The organism is Cytobacillus sp. EB106-05-05-XG126, assembly GCF_058791715.1.
Map to the genome: position 1 here is coordinate 1,865,320 of NZ_JBYTDU010000001.1, position 23,765 is coordinate 1,889,084.

General features: G+C 40.5%; 28 protein-coding genes. 11 read left to right on the forward strand and 17 right to left on the reverse strand.

Annotated elements, in window-relative coordinates; all coding sequences use genetic code 11:
- Positions 1–176: 176 nt before the first annotated feature.
- The 5 genes from AC3WTL_RS09220 to AC3WTL_RS09240 form a co-directional block, all read right to left on the reverse strand.
- Positions 177–377: a hypothetical protein gene (locus AC3WTL_RS09220; RefSeq protein ID WP_492369308.1), complete on the reverse strand. Its 201-nt coding sequence runs from the start codon at positions 375–377 to the stop codon at positions 177–179.
- Positions 378–569: 192 nt separating this feature from the next.
- Positions 570–692: a YjcZ family sporulation protein gene (locus AC3WTL_RS09225; protein ID WP_076256871.1), complete on the reverse strand. Its 123-nt coding sequence runs from the start codon at positions 690–692 to the stop codon at positions 570–572.
- A 45-nt stretch (positions 693–737) separates the two neighbouring features.
- Positions 738–842 carry a YjcZ family sporulation protein gene (locus AC3WTL_RS09230; protein WP_076256869.1) on the reverse strand — a complete coding sequence of 35 codons (105 nt, stop codon included), beginning with the start codon at positions 840–842 and terminating at the stop codon, positions 738–740.
- A gap of 176 nt (positions 843–1,018) precedes the next feature.
- Entirely contained in the window at positions 1,019–2,575 is a 1,557-nt protein-coding gene (floT, locus tag AC3WTL_RS09235; RefSeq protein ID WP_222497300.1) for a flotillin lipid rafts scaffold protein FloT, read from the reverse strand.
- 15 nt (positions 2,576–2,590) lie between these two features.
- Positions 2,591–3,112 carry an NfeD family protein gene (locus AC3WTL_RS09240; RefSeq protein ID WP_248346732.1) on the reverse strand — a complete coding sequence of 174 codons (522 nt, stop codon included), beginning with the start codon at positions 3,110–3,112 and terminating at the stop codon, positions 2,591–2,593.
- A 293-nt stretch (positions 3,113–3,405) separates the two neighbouring features.
- Between AC3WTL_RS09240 and AC3WTL_RS09245 the strand changes: the two genes are divergently transcribed.
- Together AC3WTL_RS09245 and AC3WTL_RS09250 are read left to right on the forward strand one after the other, a co-directional pair.
- Positions 3,406–3,708 carry a hypothetical protein gene (locus AC3WTL_RS09245; protein WP_048009108.1) on the forward strand — a complete coding sequence of 101 codons (303 nt, stop codon included), beginning with the start codon at positions 3,406–3,408 and terminating at the stop codon, positions 3,706–3,708.
- 82 nt (positions 3,709–3,790) lie between these two features.
- Positions 3,791–4,597, forward strand: a complete 807-nt coding sequence (locus tag AC3WTL_RS09250; protein WP_252221358.1) for a glycerophosphodiester phosphodiesterase — start codon at positions 3,791–3,793, stop codon at positions 4,595–4,597.
- A 41-nt stretch (positions 4,598–4,638) separates the two neighbouring features.
- Here the strand turns inward: AC3WTL_RS09250 and AC3WTL_RS09255 are convergent, their stop codons facing one another.
- On the reverse strand, positions 4,639–6,099 hold the full coding sequence (locus tag AC3WTL_RS09255) for a UDP-N-acetylmuramoyl-L-alanyl-D-glutamate--2,6-diaminopimelate ligase (RefSeq protein WP_222497303.1): 1,461 nt from the start codon (positions 6,097–6,099) through the stop codon (positions 4,639–4,641).
- A gap of 224 nt (positions 6,100–6,323) precedes the next feature.
- Positions 6,324–7,064: a TGL-type protein-glutamine gamma-glutamyltransferase gene (locus AC3WTL_RS09260; RefSeq protein WP_197214681.1), complete on the reverse strand. Its 741-nt coding sequence runs from the start codon at positions 7,062–7,064 to the stop codon at positions 6,324–6,326.
- Between the two features lie 228 nt (positions 7,065–7,292).
- Here AC3WTL_RS09260 and AC3WTL_RS09265 point away from each other — a divergent pair, with 228 nt between their 5' ends.
- The 3 genes from AC3WTL_RS09265 (at position 7,293) to AC3WTL_RS09275 (ending at position 9,303) form a co-directional block, all read left to right on the forward strand.
- Complete coding sequence (locus AC3WTL_RS09265) at positions 7,293–8,729, forward strand: carbon starvation CstA family protein (RefSeq protein ID WP_222497305.1); 1,437 nt, start codon at positions 7,293–7,295, stop codon at positions 8,727–8,729.
- A 169-nt stretch (positions 8,730–8,898) separates the two neighbouring features.
- Positions 8,899–9,021 carry a 3-methyladenine DNA glycosylase gene (locus AC3WTL_RS09270; RefSeq protein WP_222497307.1) on the forward strand — a complete coding sequence of 41 codons (123 nt, stop codon included), beginning with the start codon at positions 8,899–8,901 and terminating at the stop codon, positions 9,019–9,021.
- A 15-nt stretch (positions 9,022–9,036) separates the two neighbouring features.
- Positions 9,037–9,303 (forward strand): YczO family protein, encoded by a 267-nt coding sequence (locus AC3WTL_RS09275; protein WP_315900291.1) that lies wholly within the window; start codon positions 9,037–9,039, stop codon positions 9,301–9,303.
- A gap of 89 nt (positions 9,304–9,392) precedes the next feature.
- Here AC3WTL_RS09275 and AC3WTL_RS09280 read toward each other — a convergent pair whose 3' ends face one another.
- Complete coding sequence (locus AC3WTL_RS09280; RefSeq protein WP_248346730.1) at positions 9,393–9,962, reverse strand: HAD-IA family hydrolase; 570 nt, start codon at positions 9,960–9,962, stop codon at positions 9,393–9,395.
- A gap of 191 nt (positions 9,963–10,153) precedes the next feature.
- Between AC3WTL_RS09280 and AC3WTL_RS09285 the strand changes: the two genes are divergently transcribed.
- Both AC3WTL_RS09285 and AC3WTL_RS09290 read left to right on the forward strand, forming a co-directional pair.
- The gene (locus AC3WTL_RS09285) at positions 10,154–10,387 is read left to right on the forward strand and encodes a helix-turn-helix domain-containing protein (protein ID WP_061793064.1); all 234 of its coding nucleotides are present in this window, start codon (positions 10,154–10,156) and stop codon (positions 10,385–10,387) included.
- 153 nt (positions 10,388–10,540) lie between these two features.
- The gene (locus AC3WTL_RS09290; RefSeq protein WP_048009100.1) at positions 10,541–10,873 is read left to right on the forward strand and encodes a hypothetical protein; all 333 of its coding nucleotides are present in this window, start codon (positions 10,541–10,543) and stop codon (positions 10,871–10,873) included.
- Positions 10,874–11,175: 302 nt separating this feature from the next.
- Here AC3WTL_RS09290 and AC3WTL_RS09295 read toward each other — a convergent pair whose 3' ends face one another.
- From AC3WTL_RS09295 to AC3WTL_RS09305, 3 genes are read right to left on the reverse strand one after another with little or no spacing between them, the layout of a single operon-like run.
- Positions 11,176–11,904 carry an exonuclease domain-containing protein gene (locus AC3WTL_RS09295; RefSeq protein WP_248346729.1) on the reverse strand — a complete coding sequence of 243 codons (729 nt, stop codon included), beginning with the start codon at positions 11,902–11,904 and terminating at the stop codon, positions 11,176–11,178.
- Positions 11,904–12,887, reverse strand: a complete 984-nt coding sequence (locus tag AC3WTL_RS09300; protein WP_248346727.1) for a DUF294 nucleotidyltransferase-like domain-containing protein — start codon at positions 12,885–12,887, stop codon at positions 11,904–11,906. Before AC3WTL_RS09300 ends, AC3WTL_RS09295 begins: the two co-directional genes overlap by 1 nt.
- Before the next feature lie 35 nt (positions 12,888–12,922).
- Complete coding sequence (locus tag AC3WTL_RS09305) at positions 12,923–14,191, reverse strand: ammonium transporter (RefSeq protein ID WP_248346725.1); 1,269 nt, start codon at positions 14,189–14,191, stop codon at positions 12,923–12,925.
- A 268-nt stretch (positions 14,192–14,459) separates the two neighbouring features.
- On the opposite strand from AC3WTL_RS09305, the gene AC3WTL_RS09310 reads away from it, so the two are divergent.
- Together AC3WTL_RS09310 and AC3WTL_RS09315 are read left to right on the forward strand one after the other, a co-directional pair.
- Positions 14,460–14,654 carry an alpha/beta-type small acid-soluble spore protein gene (locus AC3WTL_RS09310; RefSeq protein WP_076256841.1) on the forward strand — a complete coding sequence of 65 codons (195 nt, stop codon included), beginning with the start codon at positions 14,460–14,462 and terminating at the stop codon, positions 14,652–14,654.
- An 81-nt stretch (positions 14,655–14,735) separates the two neighbouring features.
- The gene (locus tag AC3WTL_RS09315; protein WP_258750025.1) at positions 14,736–14,861 is read left to right on the forward strand and encodes a hypothetical protein; all 126 of its coding nucleotides are present in this window, start codon (positions 14,736–14,738) and stop codon (positions 14,859–14,861) included.
- 49 nt (positions 14,862–14,910) lie between these two features.
- On the opposite strand, the gene AC3WTL_RS09320 is transcribed toward AC3WTL_RS09315, so the two are convergent.
- The 5 genes from AC3WTL_RS09320 to AC3WTL_RS09340 all read right to left on the reverse strand — a co-directional run bounded on the left by AC3WTL_RS09320 (position 14,911) and on the right by AC3WTL_RS09340 (position 20,287).
- A complete protein-coding gene (locus AC3WTL_RS09320) occupies positions 14,911–15,819 on the reverse strand; it encodes a COX15/CtaA family protein (RefSeq protein ID WP_248346723.1) in 909 nt (302 codons plus the stop codon).
- A gap of 211 nt (positions 15,820–16,030) precedes the next feature.
- A complete protein-coding gene (menC, locus tag AC3WTL_RS09325; RefSeq protein ID WP_248346722.1) occupies positions 16,031–17,140 on the reverse strand; it encodes an o-succinylbenzoate synthase in 1,110 nt (369 codons plus the stop codon).
- A gap of 18 nt (positions 17,141–17,158) precedes the next feature.
- The gene (locus AC3WTL_RS09330; RefSeq protein WP_248346721.1) at positions 17,159–17,965 is read right to left on the reverse strand and encodes a GNAT family N-acetyltransferase; all 807 of its coding nucleotides are present in this window, start codon (positions 17,963–17,965) and stop codon (positions 17,159–17,161) included.
- A gap of 35 nt (positions 17,966–18,000) precedes the next feature.
- A complete protein-coding gene (locus tag AC3WTL_RS09335; RefSeq protein ID WP_248348146.1) occupies positions 18,001–19,383 on the reverse strand; it encodes a YjiH family protein in 1,383 nt (460 codons plus the stop codon).
- 49 nt (positions 19,384–19,432) lie between these two features.
- Complete coding sequence (locus tag AC3WTL_RS09340; RefSeq protein WP_248346720.1) at positions 19,433–20,287, reverse strand: MurR/RpiR family transcriptional regulator; 855 nt, start codon at positions 20,285–20,287, stop codon at positions 19,433–19,435.
- Between the two features lie 490 nt (positions 20,288–20,777).
- Here AC3WTL_RS09340 and AC3WTL_RS09345 point away from each other — a divergent pair, with 490 nt between their 5' ends.
- Both AC3WTL_RS09345 and AC3WTL_RS09350 read left to right on the forward strand, forming a co-directional pair.
- Positions 20,778–22,418 carry a PTS transporter subunit IIBC gene (locus tag AC3WTL_RS09345; RefSeq protein WP_492369309.1) on the forward strand — a complete coding sequence of 547 codons (1,641 nt, stop codon included), beginning with the start codon at positions 20,778–20,780 and terminating at the stop codon, positions 22,416–22,418.
- A gap of 2 nt (positions 22,419–22,420) precedes the next feature.
- Positions 22,421–23,206 carry an endonuclease/exonuclease/phosphatase family protein gene (locus tag AC3WTL_RS09350; protein WP_222497325.1) on the forward strand — a complete coding sequence of 262 codons (786 nt, stop codon included), beginning with the start codon at positions 22,421–22,423 and terminating at the stop codon, positions 23,204–23,206.
- A 40-nt stretch (positions 23,207–23,246) separates the two neighbouring features.
- On the opposite strand, the gene AC3WTL_RS09355 is transcribed toward AC3WTL_RS09350, so the two are convergent.
- The gene (locus AC3WTL_RS09355) at positions 23,247–23,711 is read right to left on the reverse strand and encodes a GNAT family N-acetyltransferase (RefSeq protein ID WP_222497327.1); all 465 of its coding nucleotides are present in this window, start codon (positions 23,709–23,711) and stop codon (positions 23,247–23,249) included.
- Between the last annotated feature and the right edge of the window lie 54 nt (positions 23,712–23,765).

Below are 23,765 nucleotides of genomic sequence, written 5' to 3' on the forward strand. Positions count from 1 at the left end.
ATGTTCTCCGGGTTAAACTTTTTAAATGTAAAAAGATACCAGAAAAAATAAGATTATAACTTCATGCCCCTAAATCATCCTTTCAACCTGTTTGATTGTAGTATATAAGCTTCTGGCTTTTATTGTCAATAGGCTTATGTTCAGCAATCGAATACATGCATCTGCCCAGGATATCCTTATTCAATTCGGATATGCTTATTGGTAAGCTCCTTGAGCATATTTAATATCGTAGCTCTTTCCTCCAGATTAAAACCGCTTACCCATTCCGAAACAAGCTTGTACTCCTTTTGATGCATTTCCCGCTGAAGTCCGCCCTCCAATATGGAGTAAATTTCCCTCATTGTGTTTTCCCGATCCTGTGTTTTTAGTTCATCCATTTTGCAACCCTCCCTATTTCTTGTATGCTGCTTCTTTTCCCCATTTGGCACATTTGGAAACACACGATCAAAGTTTAGTACGCTAAAGGGAATTCTTTTGTGCGCGGTGAGGATTCCCATCTTTCAGGCACACTTTAAATTATGTATGCATACAAAAGAAAAGCAGGTTCCCCTGCTTTTCTTTTTAATCTATTACCACTTAAAGCAAGAAGCACCTACGATAATCAATAGAATGAATAGAACCACAATTAGCGCAAAGCCCCCGCCGTATCCAGCACCACCGTATCCGCAGCCGCCATATCCGTAGCCATACATTATAAAATCCCCTCCCTTGCCAATTAAATGTGTCTGCTTGTTTTATTAGTAGAATCCACCGTAACCCCAAGAAGCACCGATAATAATCAGTAAAATAAACAATACAACTAAAAGGGCGAAACCGCCGCCGTATCCGCAACCGTCTGACATAGTCAATTACCTCCTTTGTTTGATTCAATATATCCTATTCAATTTACCCAGATTGTGCGATAGACAAATACACAGTTTTCTGCGCAAAAAAGAAGCCTTCGGTGTGAAGGCTTCGGATTTTTGTTGATATAACGGCATTTCCAGGTTATCTCCCCAGATAAAAATAGGCAATTTCATTATTTCTTATCAGCCAGAGTGGCCTGGATACCTTTAGAAGGCTGGACGGGTTCTTTTTCTTTTATTTCCTCAGTCAGCTGCTCCAGGCCTTGGCGGACGTTTCCTTTGCCTGAAAAGTTTTGGAGAAGCTCCTTCACATCAATGCCGGATGAAGCTTTCAGGCTTTCCTGCATCGTGGACATCAGGTTGGTGGCATAACCGGTTACTTTATTGGCACCGCCATTAGTGCTGTCACTCCCTGTATCAACCACTGTAATCTTATCAATATTCGATAACGGGCTTGCAAGCTGTTTCGCATATTCCGGAAGCATGTTAATGACCATATCCATCATAGCCGCCTGGCCATACTGTTCAAATGCCTCGGCGATTTTTCTCTTTGCCTCTGCTTCCGCCAGACCTTTTAGGCGAATGATTTCGGCTTCAGATTCACCTTGGGCGCGCTGTGAATCAGCCTTGGCCATCCCATCTGCCCTAACCCTTTCAGCTTCTGCACGGGCCTGTGATTCAATCCTATATTGGTTTGCATCCGCTTCCGCAATTTGCTTTTTCTTTTCTGCCTCTGCTGCCTGCTCAACAGCATATCTGTCTGCATCTGCTTTTTTCTTCACTTCGGAATCATATTGGCGTTCTCTTCTTAAGATTTCTTTTTCTTCAAGCTCAATTTGCTTTTGGCGTTCTATAATCCTGATTTGCATTTCATGCTCGGTAACTTCCTGCTTTGCTCTGGCTGTCTCAAGATCATATGCCTGGTCAGCCCGTGCTTTAGCAATATCCTGTTCCCTTCTGTAGTCAGCCATTTTCATTTGATTTTCTTTCTCGGCTTCAGCTATTTCAGTTGCCCTTTCAAGTTCTGCCTTTTGGGCATCCTTTGCTGCTTCTGCCCGTTTAATCCGGGTTTCCTTTTCAGCTTCAGCCGTGGCAATATCCGCATCCCTCTTAACCTGCGCTATTCTTGGCCTTCCCAGTGAATCAAGATATCCATTTTTGTCACGGACATCTTTGATTGTAAAAGAAACAATGATCAAACCCATTTTGGCCAGATCCTGTGACGCTACCCTTTGAACCTCCTGGGAAAATTTATCCCTGTTTTTATATATTTCTTCGACCGTCATAGATCCCAGAATTGACCGCAAATGTCCTTCAAGAACTTCTTTCGCTTCATTTTCCCGATCTTCCTTAGATTTACCAAGGAACTGTTCTGCAGCAGTAGCAATTTCCCCAATACTTCCGCCGATTTTAATAATTGCAGTTCCATCTGCCATAACAGGAACTCCCTGTTCGGTATATACTTCCGGAGTGGTAACCTCCAGTTTGCTTGACAGGAGGCTCAAGGGCTCTGCCTGTTGAAAGACAGGAAGTACAAATGTTCCTCCGCCTCTGATTATTTTTATCTTATTTCCTGATTCGTCCACATGGACATTTTTACTTCCCAAGTAACTGCCAGTTACAATTAACGCTTCATCCGGCCCTGCAGTCCGATATTTTGTAATGAACACACCTAGCAGAGCAATCAGCAAAAATGCTGCGATTCCAATTACAACCCAAACCATTAACATATTGTGTCCCCCTGTCTATAATTCTTTATAATCAATCACTTTAATAACTCCATTTGCGACTTCAACAATCAGCACTTTGCTTCCTTCTGGTATGACCGTATTTTCATAGCTTGAAGCAGACTTGGATATTCTCCCGCTTATATTTTCAATTAAAACCTCACCGAAACCATTCTCCGGTATAGGAATTAATACCGTACCTACTCTCCCCCTTAAGGATTCATCTGTGTAAACGAGAGATTCTTCAGCAGAAGCTAATGGTATAAGAACAAAGATATTCAGCAATATATCCAGCAAAACCGCAATAACAGCCGCTATCAAAAGAATGACTGAGCTATTAAGAGAGGTTGTCATTTCAAAGATATAGCCTGCAGCGGAGAGAAAAGTAATAAATGCCAGAATCAGTACTGGATTTAGAAAGCTGCCCTCCCCAATTCCGTCTGCCATATCTCCAAAAAACACATACAAAATAATTAAGATACCAGAAAAAATAAGTGTGCTTAGATAAATTGTCTGAATAGGCAAACCAAAAAATTCCATAAAATGCACCCTATCCATTTTTATAGTCAGGCTATCTATCCCGTGCCTCCTTCCTTTTTTACTATTAAAGCTTAAATTATATACGGACAGAGACCAGTAATTGTTTCATTTTTCTTAACTTTCTCTAAATCAATACTGCTGCTTCTTCAGCTTGTCTAACTTTCACCCTGTTATAGTCATTTTCATAACTATTCCTGCATACCATATTTGAGGATTTAAAATCCTATTTAGGATTAAATGGTGAAAAATGGTGGAATAGACCAATATATCTGGTTAGCGGAGGGATAGGAATCATGACAAGATCTGAATTGCATATGGAGAAGCCTAAAAGCAAATTTATGCTGGTGTCAATTGTCCTATTGGGATGTTTAGCTGCTATCTTTACAGCATTATATTTTTATTCTCAAAGCCTCATTACTATAGAAGCCCCCAAAAAAGAACTGGGTGAGAAAATTATCATCCAGCTTCCTTCCGGAAAGAGTGTATTTACATATGAAAACCTTATAGTTGAAGAAGAAGGAAAACTTTTTTATAAAGGAGAAAGAAATACCCTGGATTTGACTGGCGGTACAATTGTTTATGAGGATTGGGAATGAACAGGGATCAAAACTCGTTAATCCTCTGCAGTTGACAAAATGTTTTCACATCCTTTAAGATGAGCAAAAATGGCGAGGAGAAATGACTTTGAAGGTAATAAAAAATGTGATTTTTACAGCTTTAGCTACAGTTATTTCATTTTTCGGCATTAAGAAAATAGCAAATAATTCACATAAGATAAAAAGAATTGGCCATCGGGGAGTTGCCGGCTACTGCCCTGAAAATACTTTTCCTTCATATGACCGTGCAGTCGAAATGGGAGCAGATTATCTGGAAATTGATGTGCAATTAAGCAAGGATGGAAGGCTGGTCGTGATTCACGATTCCCTTGTAGACCGCACAACCGACCATAAAGGAAAAGTCTCTGACTTTACCTTTGATGAGCTCAGAAAAATGGATGCCGGCAGCTGGTTTTCTACAAAATTCAGCGGTGCCTGTATCCCTTCATTTGAAGAGGTCTTGGACAAATATGCGGATCGTGTCGGGCTTTTAATTGAGTTAAAAAAACCGTCCCTATATCCGGGCATTGAAAAGATGATCGCCGAGGAACTAAAAAAAAGAAAGCTCGATTCAAAAGGTAAAGACCATATTATTGTGCAGTCATTTGAAACAACTTCAATGAGATTATTTCATGAACTGATGCCGGAAATTCCTGTCGCCATCTTAATCAACTATCCTCCTGACAAAATGGAGATAAAAAATATTGCCAAATATGCAAGCTACCTGAATCCTAAGTGGACAGTGGTTAATAAGCGGGTGATCGATCTAATACATGCGAATGGCATGAAAGCAATTGCCTGGACTGTGCGTTCAAAGAAAGAAGCAGATAAATTAAAGCATTATCCACTGGATGGAATTGTAGCTGATTATTTAGACCTTATTGAATAACAAAAAGGGTGCAGTCCGAGTCATGGTCTGCACCCTTTTTGTTATAAGACTGCCTGTTTTCTTCCGGTTTTCAGCAGCTTTAAGGTTTCCAAATCATTATCTGCCGGTAAAGCAAATGACTGTTGATAAGCTTCAGGCCCCTTCCCTGTAATAAAGATCCAGTCATTCTCTTTTGCTTCAGCCCAAGCTTTCCGGATAGCCAATGTCCGGTCGGGGATCACTTCACCCTTACCGTCTCCATATTCATTATTCAGAGAGATTAATTGGCTTAACATTTCATTTTCACACTCATCGTTGAGGTCATCAGCGGTCAAATAAAATTTATGGCAGTATTTTGCCGAAACTTTAATCATATCCACACGTTTTGATTGATCTCTTCCGCCCCGGAATCCATAAATTTGAAAGATTCTTTCAGCCCTCTGCTGCTTCGCTGTGTCCAGACAATATTCAAACGCATCCACTGTATGAGCATAATCCACGACAAATTTAGCTCCTGATGGATGAATAATCATTTCAAAACGGCCAGGTATACCCGGAAATGAAGCCAAAGCCTTTATCATATCTTCCGGGTCTATCCCTAAATCAATACCTGTCAAAAAAGCCATTGCTGCATTATAAACATTGTGGTGGCCCGGAAGAGGAAATTCAATTTCAAACGATTTCCCTCTCACCTCGAGAATAAAAACAGTCTTCCCATTAATAGCAGTGTCTTTTATTGAACAGCACTTCTCATCACCCAGCATAATCAAAGGTATCTTTTCATTTTGCAGATGCTCTGCCATTTTTTCTCCCCATGAATTATAAAGATTGACGACTCCTTTACCGTTTTCTTTTAACAAGGTAAAGATCTTCTTTTTATCATAAAAATACTGATCCATACTGTCATGATAATCCAGATGGTCATGAGCCAGATTAGTAAATAGCCCGTAGTCTAATTCCAGACCTTCAGTTCTTGACTGTTCCAGCGCATGAGAAGAAATCTCCATAACTACAAACTCATCATGGCTTTTACTCAGCATTTTTTGAATCTGAAGGGCATCCGGTGTCGTGTTGCAGGTCTTATATTCCTTGTTATTAATAATGTTTGAGACAGTACCCAAGAGGGAGCAGGTCCTGCCTGCAGTCTCCAGTATATGCTTTAAAATATAGGCAGTGGTCGTTTTCCCATTAGTTCCTGTAATACCTATTATTTTATGCTTTCTTGATGGGCGATCATAGAAGCAGTTCGCCAGTTTCCCCAGACTGGTTCTGCTATCCGTTACTTTTATGTAAGGCACATTTAACTCAATTGCTTCCTCACCCACTACAGCAGCCGCACCATTTTCAACAGCTTGTCCAATGAAATCATGCCCGTCTGCCTGAAAACCTTTAATTGCAACAAAAAGGCTTCCTTTCCCCACTTTGCGTGAATCCATTTCGATCCCTGTAATATCAGGATCGCCTGTAAGTACACCCATCTCCCCGCTATCCTTTAGGCAATTAATAACCTGGGATAATTTCATATTTCTGTCTCCTTTAATGTTTAAACATCAAGTAATTTGGTGTATATATCTATAATCATTATCTTTTGTTTTCCCACATTCACAGGAAATATGCCTTCTTAAGGATACAAATATCGGGGTATGCAGAAAATCGTCTTAATATACTAGAATTGAGGATAAAATTGGGTGAATGGCTTCTGAAAAATAAGCGATTCACCCTATTGATATGTCAGATTAATTGCGTTTTACACTATAGACAATGGCCGCTTGGCAAACTGGGATAGATACTTCACATTCAATCGGCTATGCTGTGAAATAAGATAAGCATCTCTTGTAGCACCTGGCTTTCTAAGCGTGTTAAGAGCTCTTATCATCCCTGCTTCGCTTTCCATTCCTACCCCATGCCCAAAGAACATGCCCCCGCCCAAATAAACGGAATTCTCACCTGTCCAAACTGGATGATCATAATCAGGATTGTAAAAATAAACGACGTCTCCAGGTATGAAATTCCGGCCTCTTTTTGTAACAATCGACAGGTCATGATCATAATTCCAGTCCCAAACAAGAAGTCCCTGAAATAATGTATTGAAGCGGCTGACAGAAATGGAGTCCAATACAGCTTTATAAAAAATCAGCACAATGGCTGTTGTACATTCAAAAGCATATTCCCAGCTGTTCGTGAACACATCCATGATTGCATCTGACGGTAAAACAGATGGATCAAGCAGGTATCCATATTTTGTCCTTCTCCATATGCGCGGATTGAAGCGTGATGTGTTAAAGGGTGCAAACTCCACACGGCTCCCATGAAGCTGCCTGGCTGCTTTAATAATATTCTCCCTCAAAAGGATATCAAATAGCAGTTCATGCATTGAATCGTATTGATGAGTTTCAGGACTGCTCTCCAGCGCCAGATATATCTCACGCTGAACTCCAAAAAAGCTGGAAGCCCCCGGTTTTTTCTGATTATTCGAAAGGATAATCATTGTCTTCCCCCCTTCAAATGAACTTATAGTAGCTTATGGTTTCATTTGCAGGAGGGTTCCTTCAATATTTGACCCTTCACGGTATCCAATCCGAGTTATTTATTATCGGAAAATATCTTTTTTTCTGAAATAAGCTTGCTTTTAATTCCAGTTTCCCTGTACAATATTCAACATATTCTTAAGTTTCAGACTATACTTATATTTATTTTACAACAGGGGGATTTTTTCATGGCGACTTTTCTAGGTTCAATTGTTTTGCTGATTGCAGGTTATGCCATTTATTCCAAGGTAGTCGAGCGTATATTTGGTATAAATGACAGCAGCCCTACACCTGCTTATACGGAAAAAGACGGAATGGACTTTATTCCGATGAGCTGGTGGAAAGGCAGCTTGATTCAGCTTTTGAATATTGCAGGTTTAGGTCCCATTTTCGGTGCAATTATGGGCGCATTATACGGGCCTGCAGCTTTTATCTGGATTGTTGCCGGTTCCATTTTTGCCGGGGCGGTTCATGATTATTTTTCAGGAATGCTTTCTCTAAGGCATAAAGGAGAGCAATTTCCAAGCATTGTCGGAAGATATTTAGGAAAACCAGCCAAAACGTTCATTAATTTATTTTCAATACTCTTAATGGTTTTAGTTGCCGCAGCATTTACTGCCGGTCCGGCACAGCTGATTTCAAGCATAACTCCATTAAGTTTTATGGCATCCTTGCTCATTATTTTTGCTTACTTTATCCTGGCAGCAGTTTTGCCTGTAAACCGTATAATCGGTAAGATTTATCCTCTATTTGGAGCAATATTAATCTTTATGGCAGTTTCCATTGCAGTCGCAATGCTTTTCAGCGAAAAATCCATACCGAATGTAACACTGTCTAATCTTCATCCCGGTGAACTTCCAATCTGGCCACTACTGATGGTCACCATTTCATGCGGAGCGATCTCAGGTTTCCATTCAACACAAAGTCCGATTGTCTCACGGACATTAAAAAAGGAAAGTGATGGAAGAAAGGTTTTCTATGGCGCCATGATTGCCGAAGGGATTATTGCCTTAATCTGGGCAGCAGCGGGCATGACCTTTTTCGGTGGAACAGGAGGGCTTCAAGATGCATTAGCGGCTGGTGGTCCAGCGGGAGTGGTTAATGAAATTTCCGGAAGCCTCCTTGGTACGCTGGGAGGAATCCTTGCTATACTAGGTGTAATCATCTTGCCGATTACTACTGGAGATACCGCCCTTCGTTCTTCAAGAATGATGCTGGCAGAATCACTTTCATCTATAATAAAAATGGATGGGAAATGGAAGGCTGTCATCACCACTTTACCTGTGGCTCTCCCTACTTTATATCTGGCAACAATCGATTACTCATTCCTTTGGCGATATGTCGGATGGACAAATCAGGTTACAGCGGCGGTCATGCTTTGGACAGCCACTATGTATCTTTTGAAAAATAACAAATTCCATTGGATCAGCGGTGTTCCTGCATTGTTTATGACCGGTGTAGTATCCACCTATATCTTCTATGCCCCTGAAGGCTTTCAAATGGATTATCAACCATCAATGATGATCGGATCATTCATTACACTCTTAATTACAGGCTGGTATGTTTATCAAATCGTTAAACAAAAGCAGCTGCGTAAGAATAAACCCAACCTAAAAGCTGCTTAAAGCGTTAAAAAATGCACCTCACATAATAGTGAAGGTGCATTTTTTTGTGGTCTTACAGAGCAATTTCTCCTATTTCAGTTTAAACCGTTAAACTCTTGCAATCCGTCATTTAGGTTTTGCTCCACTGCCAGAGGGTAATGAATACTAACAGTTTAAGGAGGGTTTAACTATGGCGGATAATAACAATTCAGAAAAAAATAATTCGATAGAACAAAATAATAAGAAAGAAAACGATAGAGATATCGAACCCCAAAGAGAACCTGAGAAACCTCAGGAAGAAAACAGGAAATAAGGAGGAGGAATAATAGTGGCTGACAAAAACATTCAGGATGGAAAGATGGATAATCCCGAACAATATAAAACCGAGAAGGAAAGTTTATTTGATAAGTATGAGAGCGAAAGAAATGTTGATCCTTTACCAATAGAAGACTTAAAACAGGAGAAGGAAGAAGAAAAAAATGGATCAAAAATAAAGAGCAGTTCTTCAACAGAGGAAAAGTACAAAGCAGACTTTGAAACAATAAAAAAGAAAAAGCTGTTTGGCGATAAATATGACGATGGAACAAGAACATAAAAAATGCATGATACTATTAATGACAAAATAAGCGTTAAAAGAAATATGCAAATTAAACTCCTGGCACCCAAAAGTGCCAGGTTTCTTTTCTAATATGGCTTTATTGTCTTATTAAAATCCTTATAGTGGTTCAGATAGTAATCTGCTCCCGGGGTTTCATTCTGAAAAAGACAAGTCCTGATGCCAAGTTTCTTTGCCGGCAAAATGTCTATTTTCCTGTCCCCTATTGCTAAATCCACCTTATGCTTTTCATGCAGGAATTCATAAGAAGCTGTGTGAGGCTTGCGCGGATAGCCATCGTCTCCTGCTACCATATCGGTAAAGTATCCATCTAATTTATGAAAGGTTAATATAGAAAGAACATCATCTCTTTCCTTGTGAGTCATGATCACATTCTTATCAGCCTGCTTTAATACCTGCTCCACATCAGGAAAAGGCTTTAGATCATTTGGACGCAGCTGTCTCGCCCTCATCCTTATTGTTTTTATTTGTTCTTCATTTAACTTGAAATGTTGAAAAGCATCGCTGAAAGAAACCTTTAGCTGACAAAAAATCTCTTCATCCGAAACCTTTTTATCATTCATAACCCCTCTGACGATCGCCGTATAAGCTGGATATGTATCAAATAAAGTGCCATCAAAATCCCAAAGTATATTCAACAGGCAAAGCTCCCTTCCATTTTCTTTTTATCCCCTTATATTAGTTATTATACTTCCAGCCAATCTATTAAACTGCTTTTCCATTGTCATTAAATTACTTTGACAAAGCTATAGCACAATGCTAATTTAATAGCTATAAGACAAAAACATAGCCCTGAGAAAATGGGTGAATTGTTAAAGGATGAATAAGAATGAACAAAGAAATTATTAAGTTAATCAGAAAGAGCTACAACATGACACAGCGCGATTTCGCAAGAGTTGTCAGCTGCAGCTTCTCTTTAATAGCTCTGGTTGAGGTGGGCAAGAGAAGAGTAACAGCTGATCTGGAAAACAAGATTAAAATTGCTTTTGACCTCGATGACCAGCAGATGCAGTCACTTTCTTCTCTTGTTTCAGAAATCAGCAAAGTTCCCCCTTTTATGTAAACAGAGGCAGCCGTTTTAAGACCTTACCTTCTAAGCTAAATCAACCACAAAGTAGCAGCCCGCCATTAAAATAGGCATTTGCCGTGTCTCTCCGCCCATTTATGCATAGATTATAAAGAGTTTTAGGATTTTTGCATAAAAGGAGAGTGCCCAATGTATCCATATGGCTATTATCAAGGTTATCTTCCTCAGCCAGCAGCCCACTTCACCCCAGAATATGAAATTCAGCAGTTCGAACAATATGATACTGACAGACAGCCCCCGCAGCTAGAGAGAAGAGTTACCGCTTTGGAAAGGCAAAATCAGGAGCAATCCAGAGAGATTACCCGCCTTAACAGGCAGCTGGTCAATTTGACTGACCAGGTCAGAATGCTAAATCAGACCGTTGACCGCCATACACGAAGGCTGAACCGGCTAAACCAAAGACTAAGAGCAGTTGAGAATAGACTTAACATTCCTTTTACTCCATTTGACGGGGAATTCTAAGGGGGAATTTTGTACTTTTTGCCCTGGGATTTAGGATACCAAATTTGCCCCAATCTTATCGTGATTGGGGCATTGATTTTGATTAAACGGAAGGGTTTTTGTGACTGCCAGGGGTTCGGACTCAAACTCCTTTACAATCAGGTTTCTGTCCGAAGTTGCCCCTGCTTCAGACTCAAACCTCCTTTAACCTTTGATTTGTGTCCGAAGTTCATCCTGCTTCAGACTCAAACTTCCTTTAACCTTGATTTGTGTCCGAAGTTACCTCAGTTGGCTTCATCTTCTCCCGTCCAACCTTCCTTGTGTTACCTTAACCTGGCCAGGCGCTCGTAAACCTCTTGTAAGTTTGAGCACCCTGATTTATGAACTTCCTCGATTAAGCAGCACCACAGGAAAGCTGTCAGTTTTGCATCTCCCAGAGCATGATGGCGGCCCTTAACAGGGATGCCATAAAATTCACAGAGGTCTTCTAATTTTCTTAATGGTTTATTAGGATCGGCTATTCTATAAAGGAAGGAAGTATCTAATATCCTAAGCTTAAATGGCGTGCGAAAAAGCTTCCAGCTGCTATACTGCATAAAGCTTTTCTCGTGGTTCGCATGATGGGCAACCAGCGGCATTTCCTTTACAAATTCAAGAAAGTTAATCAATACCTCCGAGAGGGGAGGAGCTTTTTCTAAATCAGCCTCAGATAGACCTGTCAGCTCCTTTATTTCACTTGACAGAGGCTTATCAAAATAAACAAGTGAATAAAAACTGTCTTCACTGACTTTCCCGCTAATAATTTTAACCGCACCAATCGAAATAATTTGATCCCCTTTATCCGGATAAAATCCAGTTGTCTCAATATCAAAGACAGCCACATTCAAATTCCCTAAGGGGATAGGCATTAAATCAGCATTCTGCAGCTCCCTCTGCATTTGTCTAATAAATGCTATATGATGCGGATTTTGACCATTCATTCCACCTAACATGTTAGTCTGAAGTTTGCCCTGAATACCTCTGACAAATTGGACAAAAGGATGGAACCTCATTAACCTGCACCCTTTTGAATGGTCCTGACCACAAATTGATGAAGCTTTTTGGCATCCTTTAAAATATCCTTCAGTTCATTTCGCTCTGATATTGATAAGGTTTTAAGCTGAATGTAGTGAGTATCATCATAGGCATCTGTTTGCCTGTATGACTGAAGCCTCCATTTTAACAAGACAGCAAAATTATTTCGATATTTACCTAATCCCCCATAGCCATTTATGTTCATAATCTTATTCATTCGGGCAATAGTAGATGTGTCCAGGATTCCTTCCTTCACAGCAAGAATTCTTACCGCATTTACATAAGGTATAAATGCAGCGTATTTTAGATCCAGCTCCCCTTGATGGCTTCCCTTTTCCTCTGCCAAAAGCTGGCCAAATGGACCTACTGATTTTTTCATATGCATGCTGGTCTCCACCATTCTGGTAAGCAGATGCGGGCTTTTTCGGAGATTCACGTGAATAAAGGATTTCAATTCTGCTATATACCCTTCCTCTCCTGCCAGCACTCTGCTGTCATAAAAAATGTGGAGATTCCTGATCGTCTGCAGACTTTCCTCCTGCATCCATACATGGATTTGTTCTTTCCATTCAGAAAGTGATTTGCACCATAGCGGATTAGAGCTCATCACATTCCCTTCGCAAAATGGATAGCCAACAGCCTGTAAACCTTTTGAAACTTCCTCCCCCAGCTCTAAAAAATACTTTTCCGCTTCAGCAGCCCCTGATTCAAACACCAATCCGTGATCCTGGTCACTCAGAAAGCCCTGCTCCCTTCTCCCCGAGCTTCCCATTGTGAACCAGGCAAATTTCCATGAGGATGGCCTTTCAATTTTTTTGGTTCTTTCCAACGCCATACGAATAACAGCTTTCATGATCATGTCGTGAAAATCATTCAGCGCACTGATATCTGAGCGGTATTTTAAGATCTGTTCCTCTTTCCACTTTTTTAGGGATTGATAAGAGTTAAATGTTGATTCCATCCAGGCACTCCCTTTAAAAGAAGCTCCAGTCTTGCTTACGAGCTTAACTTTTTGTTTTCATCAGCCATAAAGACTTCGGGATATCCATAGCTTCCATGTTCACTTAAATCCAATCCCATAATTTCTTCTTCCTCTGTTACCCGAAGTCCATTCAATACCTTCTTGGCAGCTGCCAAAATTATGAAGGATACAGCAAAAGCATAAAGGCCGGAAACAGCGACACCCATAAACTGTACTCCCAGCTGTTCAAAACCTCCCCCATAAAACAGCCCAGGATTACCGACTGATGCCAATTCAGGTGTAGCAAAGAATCCAGTTGATAATGTTCCCCATACCCCGGCAGCACCATGAACAGATAGAGCAAAGATTGGATCATCGATTTTTCGCTTTTCAAAGAAACGCACACTATAGAATACAAGGATTCCTGATACAAACCCTATAACGACAGCCGCCCATGTATCAACAAAAGCACAGGAAGCTGTAATTGCGACCAGACCTGCCAGGGCACCGTTAAGCATTGTCGGAACATCGGATTTACCCATAACCATCCATGAAATAATCAGGGCAGCAACTGCTCCTGCTCCGGCAGCAAGATTTGTGTTAAGAGCTACAAATCCAAAAAAACCATCTTCCACTGTCAAGGTACTGCCGGCGTTAAACCCAAACCAGCCAACCCACAGAATCAGCACACCCAAGGCTGTATATACCTGGTTATGGCCATAGATATTGTTAGCGGAACCATCTTTATTAAATTTTCCAATTCGGGGCTTAAGTAAAATGGTAGCTGCCAACGCTGCCATAGCACCCGTTAAGTGGACAACTGTTGAACCAGCGAAGTCCTGCTTGCCGTGTTCAGCAAGCCAGCCTCCTCCCCAAATCCAATGTGCGACGACAGGATAAACAATAGCAGAAAACAGTACGGTAAAGATGAGGTAAACGGAAAGTTTTGCACGTTCAGCAAATCCGCCTAATGCAATCGTAATGGAAATACCGGCAAATGCCATCTGAAATACGAAGAATACAGAAGAAGATAAGTTCATTCCCTCAAGCTCAGCACCTGAGTAAAAGAAATTTGATAACCCAACCAATATATTTGCTTGATCGCCGAAGATGAAACCAAAGCCAATGGCCCAAAATACCAATGATGATAAACCAAAGGTAAAAATCGTTTTACCGGCAATATGCCCCGCATTTTTCATCCTGGTCGAACCTGCTTCGAGCATAACGAAACCGCCAAGCATAAAAATGACTAAAATGGCTCCCAGCATTACCCAAAGACTATTCATTAAAAATGTGGCATCCAATTGTAATTCCTCCCTTTCTTGATTAATGTAAGGTTAATATTTAAATTCATGTTATATTTCCTTACATCATATAAATTTAATCTTTATTTTACTCTTTTTTACACTGATGTCAATAAGTTTTTTGAAAATTTATAACTTTTATGTTATAAAACCTTACATAATTAGATTATTTGGATTGGCAATTTTATAGTTGCATCTGCTGTTCTTTAATCGGTTAAGTTAAAAACGAGCATTTATTTGCTCAAATCATCGTCGGGAGTGATGTATCATGGCAAGAAACAAACTTTTGGTACCCGGTGCAGGAACTGTATTGGATCAAATGAAACAGGAAATTGCCAATGAGTTTGGAGTTCAGCTTGGTGCTGATACAACCGCACGAGCAAACGGTTCTGTCGGCGGGGAAATGACAAAGCGCCTTGTCGCGATGGCAGAGCAGCAGCTTAAAAACCAGCAAAATCAGTAAGATTGCTTGCTGGGATACCGGCCCTGCCCTAGGGCCGGTCTTTCACTCACCTAAACAGCACATTACAATGGAGGCATACCTATGACCAACAAAAATGACAACCGCGAAAGAAAAAACAAATATCCAAATAATAAAAAGCAGGATGCAGAGTTCTCAAGAGAAGCAGATATCCGAAGCGAAATTACTAAAAAAGATCTGCAAAAATAACAAAAAACAAAAAGGCATGTCACCTGACTGCCTTTTTTAAATATTGCTATTATCCGTAATAAGGATTACTGCTCTTTTCCTCAAGCCTGCTGATCCTGCTAGATGAGGAGGCAAATACTCCCGCCTCACAAATAATTGCAAATAATGCTGTTCCAAAAGCAAGATGGAGAACAGCCCAGGATATTTCAATGTAACTTATAATTATCAGTATACCGATAATGATTTGCCCTAGTACCAGCAGGGAGGCAGCCATAAGCCGATTTTGCAATCCAGCCTCCCATCTATTCTTTAATGAAAGATATGTAAGAATAAATATGTAAAAAGCCAAAAACCCGGCCGCAAGCCTGTGTCCAGTCTGGATTATTTCCGGAGAAGATACTGGCATAAAGCCATTTGTGCATTCAAGCCAGCTGCAGGCCAATCCGTATGATTGGTGTTTAATATAAGCACCAAGAAATAAAGTAATAAGCAGCAAGAGCAACACTACTCTAAACTTACTTTGAATACTCTGGTCTTTTCTTGTTTTAGTCCGCGATGGCTGTTCATCAGCACGTCGCCAGATCCAGATTAGCACAGCAAGAAAAACCATCGCCACCATAAGGTGAACTGACACAATTATAGCAGGCAAGTCCAGCCAAACCACAGCCGCCCCCAGTAAAATTTGAACTAATAAAAGCAGAATCATCACCTTAGAAGCTTTATCAAGTTCCCGCACCGGATTTGATTTTTGAATTCTAAAGTACAATACAGCTGTCATTATTCCAAGTACTGCACCAATGACTCTGTGAGCAAATTCAATTAAGGTATCTCCTTTCAATACCGGGATCACCAGCCCATTGCATAATGGCCACTCCGGCCCGCATCCCATGCCAGATTCCGAAGATGCGACATACCCGCCAAATACAATTAAAATATAGGTAAGGATAATGGTTAATAACGCCTGACGTTTTACCTTCAAACTGCACACTCCTTATATTGCAAGATTCTAAATTTTGCAATCAGTTTATCAGAACCCCGACAAACTTTCGGTGATATGTATCACAATACAAAAATATAGGGAGCAAGTTGCAATTCACACAGTAAAACGCCAGAGTTCCCTCTGGCGCTGAATGGTATTTTATCGCAGTCTAAAGGGCAGTAACACCCACACTGGTTGAAGTTTCACTTTATTATTTTGTAAAAGTCCGGCTATAAAGAGTTACATCCTCTATTTTAGAGCGATTAGGCTCATAGCCTATTCCTGGGCCCTGAGGCACGAATATAAACCCATCTTCCATAGTGACTTCAGGATCGATGATATCTTTTTTCCAATAGTGGGAAGACGGGGCTGTATCACCAGGAAGTATAAAATTGGATAGAGAAGTTATGGCTATATTATGTGCACGTCCTATTCCAGCTTCAAGCATTCCTCCGCACCACATCGGAATGTTATGATCTTTGCAAAGGTCGTGAATTTTTCTTGACTCTGTAAGCCCGCCAACCCGGCCAATTTTTAAGTTCATGATTCTGCAGCTTCCAAGCTCGATCGCCTTTCTGGCATCCTCAAAGGTATGTATACTTTCATCCAGGCAAATTGGTGTTTTCAAATGGCTTTGAAGCTTGGCATGGTCAATAATATCATCATGATCCAAAGGCTGCTCAATCATCATTAGATTAAACTCTTCCATCCTTTGAAGGTGACCAATATCATTAAGTGTATAGGCGCAATTAGCATCAGCCATAAGCTTAATATCAGGAAACTGGGCTCGGATGGCTTTTAAGATATGCACATCCCAGCCAGGCTTAATTTTCACTTTGATCCGCTGGTAGCCCTCTTTTACATATCCTTCAATTTGTTTAAGCATCTTTATTTCTGACTCCTGAATGCCGACACTAACGCCCACTTCTATTTTTTCCTTTTCTCCGCCCAGAGCTTTTGAGAGCGAGACCCCTCTCTCCCTTGCATAAAGGTCCCAGACAGCCCCCTCCAGCGCTGCTTTGGCATTAAAATTTCCCCTGATTGGCCTGAAAGCCTCTGAAACATCATCAGGGTGACGAATCTCTGAGGCAAAAAGGATCGGTATTAAATGATCACTCATAATATGCCAATTTGTTTTAACTGTTTCTTCATTGTAGATTGGCTCCATAATGGAAACCGACTCCGCCCAGCCGGACTGCCCGCTTTTTGATTTTACTTCAACCAGAATAAAGTCCTTATCCACTTCTGTTCCGACACTTGTAGTAAACGGATTCAGCAGCTCCATTTTCACGTGCCTTAAAATGACGCTTTTAATTTCCATATTCCCATTCTCCCGGCATTATCTCTTTTCCAAGAGATATAAGTATTGGTTTTCCGCAGCCTCGTGCTTTATAAGATCTGTTACAATCCAGCCTTTGCTGAGATAATGAGCAAACGCTTCTTTCGTGCTCTTTCTCCATTTCAGAGCCAATTCAAAATCCCGCTTTTTTATGTCCTGAAAATTCCCTGGGACCGGTATAAGAATTGTTTCATTTTCATAGTCTAAATTTACTTTTTCAGGGACTGCCAAACCATAAGCGGCCCCTGTTTCTATTGCCCTTGGCAGAACTTCAGCAGACAATTGGCGCACAGGAACCTCATCTTGAATTTGCCACTCCACTAAAAATCGATCAGATGGTATGCCTGCATTCATATGGTCTGACATTTCACCATAAGCATTTTCTATATATTGAGTGCATACAGCCCCGAGCTTATGGAGATTGAGATTCCCATTTACGGTTTCAAGAGGGTCGTATGTCCAGGAAATGAGATCATAGCCTTTTTCAAGTGCAGTCTGTTTTTGCGCATTTTTCAGCTTTTCACCAATCCCCAACGCCCGGTAATCCGGGTGAATCCCCAGGCTGTGGGAGCAAAGATATACCTTTGTGCCGTCAAAGCCGGGAAAGCTGTATTGAAAACCGATCAGTTCCTCTCCCAGGAACGCACCTAACACAAACCCTCCATTTTTAACCGTTGCAACTGTATGATTAACCGGCACAGCTTCTTCCACACTCCATATTCTGGCTTCAAGTTCGTATACTGCTTCGAGATCCTTAACTGTGTGAAGGTTTTTAATGGCCAGTGATGTTAATGCTTCTTGCTTCATAACCTTCCCCTTTCCCTAAAATTGCGATTAAACCCCTAAAATATAATATGAGCTACAGCAGCTACAATCGGCAGCGTGATAATAGTACGGAGAAGGAATATAAGAATTAAATCCTTTATGCTGACAGGGAGATTTGACCCTAAAAGCAGGCCGCCCATTTCAGACATGTAAACGAGCTGTGTTACAGAGACACAGGCAATGACAAATCTCGTCATTTCACTTTCAATGCCGCTGCCGATGACTGCCGGAAGGAACATGTCTGCAAATCCAACCACCATTGTCTGGGCCGCTTCTGCCGCTTCCGGAATTTGCATTAGAGCCAGGATTGGCTCAAACGGCTTGCCAAGAATCGTAAAAGCTGGGGTGAATTCAGCAATCACGAGGGCAACCGTTCCAATTGCCATAACAATCGGCAGAACTCCCATCCACATGTCTAAGACATTCTCCAAACCTTCTTTTACAACAGCGACTGCACTATTATTTGTACGCGCTTTCTTAATAGCATTATTTAATCCCCATTTAACAGGTGTAGTATGTGAAGGAATAGAAGTTTCCTCTTTCATCACTGTTCCTTCATAAGCAGTATCAGCTTTTCTGGACAATGGCGGAATCCGCGGCATTACTACAGCTGCCACCAGACCAGCAAAGATAATTGTTAAATAGTAATGTATGAAATATTGCTCTAAATTTAAATATTGAATAATGACAATCGTAAACGTTATGGAAACAACCGAGAAGGTAGTTGCAACAACTGCTGCCTCCCGCTTTGTATAATATCCTTCTTCATATTGTTTTGTCGTTAGCAGGACTCCAATTGTTCCATCACCTACCCATGATGCCAGACAATCAAGCGAAGAACGTCCCGGCAACTTAAAAACAGGTCTCATCACTTTAATCAATAATGCACCAAAAAATTCAAGCAGGCCAAAATTTAATAAAAGCGGCAGCAATAAACCTGCCAGAAGAAAGGTAGTAAACAAGATCGGAATTAGATCATAGATTAAGAGTGCGCCAGTGTTCTCTGAATATACTGGTTCCAGACCAATCTCAAATAAAGTAATAATAGCAAAGACTGTTCCAAGCAAACGGGCTGCTACCCAAAATTTACTTACATTTAGCAATTTGTTCAAATAAGGGCTGTTCAAGATAAAGCCCGGTTTAAAAGCTACTGCTATCAGTGAACCAATAACTGATAGAGCCATTATAGTAACAGTAATCGCAGGTATGGAAGCACCCAGCAGCCCGTTAATTTGATTTGCTAAATATGCAACCGGGATTGTAATCCCTTCTTCTCCTTGAATCGGCACCATAAATAGTAAAACCCCGATCAGAGAAGGAATTAAAAATTTTAAATAGTCCCCGGTTGTGTAGGCTTGCCTTTCCTCCTGCTGAATTAATTTCTTTGAAAGACTGCTCATACGTATGCCCCCTTTTATTTTTCTGATTTTAACACCCTGCTGTTCAGCTTTATTCAACAAATAACTCCTGATCAGCGTATAAGATTTCCAGTTCCTGCTGTCTCTTGGCAATCCTTTCACGATCCTGTTCATCGATACCCGCGATCAGCACTTCCAGTAAACTAATAACCGATGCAATTGAATGATGTCCGGTATCCATTAGTTCATCAGTAGTAAGTGTGACTGCAGCCATCTGCCCAATTGGCGAAAGCTGCCTGTCTGTTATGGCAATCATCCTGGATCCCTTCCTCTCAGCGAATGAGGCCAGCTTTATGGTTTCCTTTCGATAGCGAGGGAAAGAAAAAATGACAACTGCTGACTGTTCTGTCAAATCACACACATCCTCAGGAAGAAAACCGTGAGGGCCAGAGATATAAACATTTACCCTCATTTGTTTAAGAGTGTAATAGAACCAGTATGCGGCCGCAAAAGAGCTGCCAAAACCCCCAATATAAACCCTGTCTGCCTGAATTAAGGCATCAATTGCTTTCCAAAGTTCTCTTTCATCAACTTGATCAAGCAATTGCCGAAGTATTTTCCTCTCTTGATCAATGACTCTCTTAAACAGGTTCTCTTTCGCTGCATTTATTATGTAAGAGTCATTTTCCTCTGCAGCCTGCTGTTTCCCTGCTAGCCAGTCTTTTCTGATTTGTTCCTGCATTTGGGAATAACCGCTGAACCCAAGTGCATATGCAAGCCGAATGACCGTTGTCTCACTGACTCCTGCATTTCTGCCAACTTGAAATGCGGTTAACAACACCGCCTCATTAGCATGCTCCATAATAAATTCAGCTGCTTTCCTCTGTCCTGGCGAGAGGGATGAATAGCTTTCTTTAATCATGTGGTTCATTGTTTTCTTATCCATGCCGTCTCCTCATGAATAGTGAAGGAAAAACTTCTTATGCAAATTATAAAGCATGAAATGCTTCTCAAACAAGAAGATTTTCTACTATTCAAAATTATTTTTATTTAAATTTCGTTTAGAAATCCACTCTATTATGTGAAGGTAATCCTTCTTTTAGTAAATTCTAAAGGATGAAATACTTCTTTAGCAAGAGAAAAATGTATTTTTAAAAATAAAAATTTATTTTTATGCATAAACCATATTTCCTTATGATGTATGACTTATAAAATATTTTTCAATGCTAACCTTTGATATACTTAAACGTCTAAAATAATTTTTAGGCAAACGGTTGCATCATTTTCCCGCCCGTGTTAACTTAAGATAATAATTAAACTAAATAGTATTTTCATAGAATAAATTCATGCATTCATCGATATTTTTTTCGTGAAATTATGGGAATGCTTTTTTAGTCCACATAATGAAAGCCCATACAATAAGGGAGAGAAGAACAATGAAAAAATTATTTTCTTTTGATTTCTGGCAAAAGTTTGGAAAGGCATTACTTGTAGTAGTGGCTGTAATGCCAGCTGCAGGTATTATGATTTCACTTGGCAAGCTTGTTGGCATGACAGGTACTGACATAGCATATGTGCAAGCGATTGCACGAGTTTTGGAGGATATCGGCTGGGCCATTATTACAAATCTTCATATCTTATTTGCAGTTGCAATTGGCGGTTCCTGGGCTAAGGAGCGTGCAGGCGGAGCGTTTGCAGCTCTTATTGCTTTCATTCTGATTAATAGAATTACAGGCGCCATATTCGGAGTAAAGTCCGACATGTTAGGTAATTCCGGGGCCACGGTAAAATCCCTTTTTGGACAAGATCTTATTGTCCCGGACTATTTCACTTCTGTTTTAGGTGCACCAGCATTAAATATGGGAGTATTCGTCGGGATTATTTCAGGTTTTCTTGGCGCAAATTTATTTAACAAGTATTATAACTATGATAAATTGCCAAATTCACTTTCCTTTTTCAATGGAAAGCGATTTGTACCCTTCACTGTAATCGGCGGCTCTGTTGCAGCAGCCTTGGTCTTATCAATTGTTTGGCCATTTATTCAAGGATTATTAAATGATTTCGGACAATGGATTGCTACATCACGGAATACAGCACCTGTTATCGCTCCATTTGTTTTTGGCGCACTGGAAAGATTGCTTCTTCCATTTGGATTGCATCATATGCTGACAGTCCCAATTAATTATACAGAGCTCGGCGGAACTTATAAAATCCTTACAGGCTCTAATGCAGGTTCAACGGTCGCTGGACAAGATCCGCTATGGCTCGCATGGATTGCCGACCTGAATAACTTTTTGGCTGCAGGAGATACAGAAAGCTATAAGCAATTGCTGAATGACGTTACCCCTGCCCGCTTTAAAGTTGGCCAAATGATTCTGTCCGCTGCTGCCTTAATGGGAATTGCGCTTGCAATGTACCGCAATGTAGATCCTGAGAAAAAGAAGAAATACAAATCGATGTTCTTCTCCGCTGGTTTGGCAGTATTCTTAACTGGAGTAACAGAACCGATTGAATTTATGTTCATGTTTGCTGCTCCACTTCTTTATATCGTGTATGCAGTTATGACAGGTCTGGCATTTGCAGTCGTTGACATTATTAATATCCGTGTTCATTCTTTTGGCATCATTGAATTGATTACAAGAACACCAATGATTATAAAAGCTGGCTTATGGCTGGATCTTGTAAACTTTGTAATTGCCTGCCTCGTATTCTTCGGACTAAACTTTTGGGTTGCCAATTTTATGATCAGAAAATTTAACTTCCCTACACCAGGACGCAATGGAAACTATATTGAAGAAGAAAATAATGCTTCATCTTCAGAAACTTCAGTCAAGAAAAATTCACTAGCTCCTGTGTTAATCGAATTATTAGGCGGAAAAGAAAATATTGAAGACGTTGATGCCTGTATGACCCGCTTGCGTGTCACAGTAAAGGACACTGCATCAGTTGCTGGTGAACAGGACTGGAAGAAGAATGGAGCTTTAGGTCTTATCGTTAAGGACAAAGGCGTTCAGGCAATTTATGGACCAAAAGCAGATGTCCTTAAATCTGATATCCAAGACCTTCTGGGAGCTTAACAATGAAATTATTAACTCTAAACTGTCACTCATGGCAGGAGGAACAGCAGCTGGAAAAAATCAAAATTCTTGCTGAGGCTATTAAGGAGAACCGCTATGATGTCATCGCTCTGCAGGAGGTCAGCCAGCATATCAAAGCCCCTTTAATAGATGGCCATATTAAAAAAGATAACTATGCACTGCTGTTAATTGAAGAATTGAGAAAAATAGGTGTGGAAGATTACGTTTTTAAATGGGATTTCTCACATATTGGATATGATATTTACGAAGAGGGTCTTGCCATATTGACAAAGCATGAAATAAAGGAGGATTTTTCCTTCTTTATTACCCAAAATAAAGACCAGGCACACTGGAAGACACGAAAAATTATTGGTGTTAAATTAGTTTACAAAAACAGACCAATTACCTTTTATTCTTGTCACCTTGGCTGGTGGGATGATGAAGAAGAATCCTTTAAGTTTCAGGCTGAATCTCTTCTTGCACTTGCATCTAAAGATGAACCCGCCATCTTTATGGGTGATTTCAACAGCTCGGCGTATGTCCGCAATGAAGGTTATGACTTTCTCATCGGCAAAGGGCTTTATGACACTTTTGAATTAGCAGACAAGCAGGATTCAGGAGTGACGGTTAAAGGCAAAATTGCCGGCTGGGACGAAAATAAACATGAGATGCGCATCGACTTGATTTTATCATCGTATCCGATCCATCCAAAATATTCACGAGTTATTTTTAATGGCATAAACAAACCCATCATTTCCGATCATTATGGAGTGGAAATTGAAATTTAGCCATAAAGAAAATCCCTGACAATGAAGTCAGGGATTTTCTTTATACCGTCAGCCTGTAAACCGGTTCGGGATGAAAGGCCTGAAAAATCTCCCCTGTCGGTTCAAAACCAACTTTCTCATATACACGAACAGCCGGCTCGTTCTCCTTGATGACAGATAGGTAGATTTCATGGCACCCATATTTCTCTTTCATTTCCTCAATTACAAGTTTAATAGCCGGTATGCCATAGCCTTTCCCCTGAAATTGATGTCCAAGCATCAGACTGACAAGTTCATAGCGGCCATGCTCTTTATCCAGACCATGAGTCGCAAAGCCAATTAATGATTCGCTATCGTATATACCTTTACATGTCCAGCCATTGACTGAAGCCAGAGCAATGAAAAAAGCATTGGAACCGACAAACCTTTCGAAAATTTGAAACTTCTTTTCCTGCTCTTCTTCAGATTTCAAATTTATAATCTCAAAAAAATTTTTCTCTGTAACAGGTTTCAGTTGTAAATCCATGTCATCTTTCCTCTCATTCCAAATCATTCCTAAAAATAAATTCGCAGCCATAGC

Coding starts and splice junctions, on each gene's coding strand:
- menC (WP_248346722.1), bottom strand. CDS start 17,140: ATGGAAATTAAAAGCGTCATTTTAAGGCACGTGAAAATGGAGCTGCTG.
- floT (WP_222497300.1), bottom strand. CDS start 2,575: ATGTTAATGGTTTGGGTTGTAATTGGAATCGCAGCATTTTTGCTGATT.
- AC3WTL_RS09290 (WP_048009100.1), top strand. CDS start 10,541: ATGTATCCATATGGCTATTATCAAGGTTATCTTCCTCAGCCAGCAGCC.
- AC3WTL_RS09335 (WP_248348146.1), bottom strand. CDS start 19,383: ATGAGCAGTCTTTCAAAGAAATTAATTCAGCAGGAGGAAAGGCAAGCC.
- AC3WTL_RS09340 (WP_248346720.1), bottom strand. CDS start 20,287: ATGGATAAGAAAACAATGAACCACATGATTAAAGAAAGCTATTCATCC.
- AC3WTL_RS09285 (WP_061793064.1), top strand. CDS start 10,154: ATGAACAAAGAAATTATTAAGTTAATCAGAAAGAGCTACAACATGACA.
- AC3WTL_RS09300 (WP_248346727.1), bottom strand. CDS start 12,887: ATGGAATCAACATTTAACTCTTATCAATCCCTAAAAAAGTGGAAAGAG.
- AC3WTL_RS09355 (WP_222497327.1), bottom strand. CDS start 23,711: ATGGATTTACAACTGAAACCTGTTACAGAGAAAAATTTTTTTGAGATT.
- AC3WTL_RS09255 (WP_222497303.1), bottom strand. CDS start 6,099: ATGAAATTATCCCAGGTTATTAATTGCCTAAAGGATAGCGGGGAGATG.
- AC3WTL_RS09225 (WP_076256871.1), bottom strand. CDS start 692: ATGTATGGCTACGGATATGGCGGCTGCGGATACGGTGGTGCTGGATAC.
- AC3WTL_RS09250 (WP_252221358.1), top strand. CDS start 3,791: ATGACTTTGAAGGTAATAAAAAATGTGATTTTTACAGCTTTAGCTACA.
- AC3WTL_RS09315 (WP_258750025.1), top strand. CDS start 14,736: ATGACCAACAAAAATGACAACCGCGAAAGAAAAAACAAATATCCAAAT.
- AC3WTL_RS09265 (WP_222497305.1), top strand. CDS start 7,293: ATGGCGACTTTTCTAGGTTCAATTGTTTTGCTGATTGCAGGTTATGCC.
- AC3WTL_RS09270 (WP_222497307.1), top strand. CDS start 8,899: ATGGCGGATAATAACAATTCAGAAAAAAATAATTCGATAGAACAAAAT.
- AC3WTL_RS09350 (WP_222497325.1), top strand. CDS start 22,421: ATGAAATTATTAACTCTAAACTGTCACTCATGGCAGGAGGAACAGCAG.
- AC3WTL_RS09310 (WP_076256841.1), top strand. CDS start 14,460: ATGGCAAGAAACAAACTTTTGGTACCCGGTGCAGGAACTGTATTGGAT.
- AC3WTL_RS09240 (WP_248346732.1), bottom strand. CDS start 3,112: ATGGAATTTTTTGGTTTGCCTATTCAGACAATTTATCTAAGCACACTT.
- AC3WTL_RS09220 (WP_492369308.1), bottom strand. CDS start 377: ATGGATGAACTAAAAACACAGGATCGGGAAAACACAATGAGGGAAATT.
- AC3WTL_RS09260 (WP_197214681.1), bottom strand. CDS start 7,064: ATGATTATCCTTTCGAATAATCAGAAAAAACCGGGGGCTTCCAGCTTT.
- AC3WTL_RS09345 (WP_492369309.1), top strand. CDS start 20,778: ATGAAAAAATTATTTTCTTTTGATTTCTGGCAAAAGTTTGGAAAGGCA.
- AC3WTL_RS09330 (WP_248346721.1), bottom strand. CDS start 17,965: ATGAAGCAAGAAGCATTAACATCACTGGCCATTAAAAACCTTCACACA.
- AC3WTL_RS09245 (WP_048009108.1), top strand. CDS start 3,406: ATGACAAGATCTGAATTGCATATGGAGAAGCCTAAAAGCAAATTTATG.
- AC3WTL_RS09295 (WP_248346729.1), bottom strand. CDS start 11,904: ATGAGGTTCCATCCTTTTGTCCAATTTGTCAGAGGTATTCAGGGCAAA.
- AC3WTL_RS09230 (WP_076256869.1), bottom strand. CDS start 842: ATGTCAGACGGTTGCGGATACGGCGGCGGTTTCGCCCTTTTAGTTGTA.